3 protein-coding genes and 1 pseudogene are annotated in these 2,068 nt (G+C 35.9%); 2 read left to right on the plus strand and 2 right to left on the minus strand.

The genetic code is table 11. The annotated features are described in order from the left end of the window. Both AB1414_19890 and AB1414_19895 read right to left on the minus strand, forming a co-directional pair. A partial coding sequence (locus AB1414_19890; GenBank protein ID MEW6609675.1) for an endolytic transglycosylase MltG occupies positions 1–406 on the minus strand: 406 nt, incomplete at its 3' end. 7 nt (positions 407–413) lie between these two features. Continuing rightward, a pseudogene (locus AB1414_19895) lies at positions 414–488 on the minus strand (hypothetical protein). A gap of 208 nt (positions 489–696) precedes the next feature. Here AB1414_19895 and AB1414_19900 point away from each other — a divergent pair. Together AB1414_19900 and AB1414_19905 are read left to right on the plus strand one after the other, a co-directional pair. Continuing rightward, positions 697–876, plus strand: coding sequence for a GxxExxY protein (locus AB1414_19900; protein MEW6609676.1), 180 nt, complete (start codon positions 697–699; stop codon positions 874–876). Between the two features lie 663 nt (positions 877–1,539). Then, positions 1,540–1,764, plus strand: coding sequence for a hypothetical protein (locus tag AB1414_19905; GenBank protein MEW6609677.1), 225 nt, complete (start codon positions 1,540–1,542; stop codon positions 1,762–1,764). Positions 1,765–2,068: the final 304 nt, after the last annotated feature.

Consider the following 2,068-nt stretch of genomic DNA (forward strand, 5'->3'; position numbering starts at 1 on the left):
AAAGATTGAGAAATTTATATTTATTGGCAAAGCCATTTTTTTCTAATAGATTGGCGATGTCCTTTAATGTATAGCCTTCAGGGATAATGAGCCGATGAATTATTGTCTTTCCTCTCTTTAGCCTTTCGATAATCTCTGTCATCCTCATCCTATTATTTAATTCATACTCACCCGCTTTAAATCTACTGCTTGCCCCAGAAATTTTTGCCAGAATAAGAAATAGAGTTTGATTCTTAATTATTCCTTCTTCTTCCAGATTCTTTGCAATATTCTTTGCAAAGACACCTTTTGGTATAACAATTGTTCGGGCAATAAGGATTCTGTCTTCTGTTTTAAGCAGGAATAACCCCAGGAGGAATAATACAATAATGATTAAAGAGACAATGACTATTTTTTTTCTTTTCATATTTGGTTTAAAATCTTGTTAAATCTTGTGCGACTAAACGAGCAATAGCTAAGGACATAGCAGTGCGATGGTCGTCATAAGATTCTACTTCGGCATAACCTACTTATTTAACATTCTGTCCATCCTGTCAAAAGGCTTGAATAGTTACAAAATTCTATCATACATTATCATCTTTGTCTAAGAATGTCAAGAAAAATTGCGAGTGGTAATATGAATTTCGGTAGCAGTAGGGTCAAACCGGGATGTAACTATTTACCCAAATGAAGTGTAACAAAGGAGAAGAGGGGAATATGGAGAAATGGAGAGAAGATGAATTAACTGATAAAATCATTAGTGCTTGTATCAATGTTCACAAGGAGTTAGGTCCTGGTTTTTTAGAGAGTGTTTATCACAATGCTTTGAGAGTTGAACTTGCAAGACAAAATTTAGTAACCGTTCAGGGTGTAACGAAGGGGAAATGGAGAAATTAGGGAAAGAGTGGAAGTGGAAGTAACAAACACATACACAAACACATACACTTACACCATGTTTTGAAGCCTCTCGGATAAAAAGGATCAAGGTTCAAGGTTCAAGGATTAAGGTGAATGGAAAAGAGAAGGATGCTAATGGGGTTGGAAACATCACTTGTGAAATAAATGGGCAAGAGGTGAAGGGCAGGGAAAGACCTTGTTCCTTGTACCTTGATCCTTGTTCCTTCGGTGGGGGTGAAAAGAAAATTGTCTGTTTGGAAGGCTAATAAAATCAACGCCCAATTTTATCCGAGAGTGTTCGTTTTACCTAAGGGGAAAAAGTATTCTTATTTTAGTAAGAAAATCATATTATTTTGGAATGTCATTGACAACTGATGAAACCTTCTACTACCTAATTCCCCTACCCCTCTCCTTTCTCCCCATTTCCCCTTTTCTCCTTATGGACACCTGAACGCTTACTGTCCTGTGTCTTCTATTTGCGAAAGGTTGAGGAAAGAAAGGTTGAGGGTCGCATCTTGATTGTGAATTATCTCTGTTCGACCCTTCTCTCTCTTAACTCTCTATATTTTTAGACAATTATATCCATTTGGCTTGCCTTCTCCCATTTCTTATGATAAAATGGGAAAAAATAGAATATGAAAATTCTACCTCATCCTTCATTTAATGTCCCATAGGGACAATATATCGGTAAATGGCTTTCCACAAATTTTCTACCAATATATCGTTCCTACGGAACTGATTGATTTATCTATCTATTCCTACCGATATTATGTTCCTAACGGAACGATTATTCTCATGCCTTATTTATGGATATTATCCTATGTAAACTTCCAGTTAATAACCGCTATAATTGGTTATTTGGATGCATTATTTCCCTCCCCAATTTAAAACTTAGTATTGGGTTAAGTAAGTTCTTTCACAGTTTAAGGGATATACCATTACAAGATGTGTTCCCTTCCATCTCTTCATCATTTATCTTTGACCATACCTCTATCTTTTGCTTAAAAGGAATGCTGGGGTCAGACCGTGAATGTTGAATGTAGAAGAAACTGCTTTCTACATTGAACAGGCTGTTGACATAAACTAAAAGATGGAGGGTATGTTTTTTCCCTCCATTTTATGTAAGATCTGAGGGTAAAGAGAAGTAAATTTAAACTTTATGTTGGCGGGGTCAATCCAAAAAAAATTAAAG

The sequence above is a fragment of the bacterium genome (genome assembly GCA_040755795.1).
In the GTDB taxonomy this organism is placed as follows: domain Bacteria; phylum UBA9089; class CG2-30-40-21; order CG2-30-40-21; family SBAY01; genus JBFLXS01.

Bases quoted from the DNA above. Each gene is read 5' to 3' on its own strand.
- AB1414_19900 (MEW6609676.1), top strand. From the start codon at position 697: ATGGAGAAATGGAGAGAAGATGAATTAACTGATAAAATCATTAGTGCT.
- AB1414_19905 (MEW6609677.1), top strand. From the start codon at position 1,540: ATGTCCCATAGGGACAATATATCGGTAAATGGCTTTCCACAAATTTTC.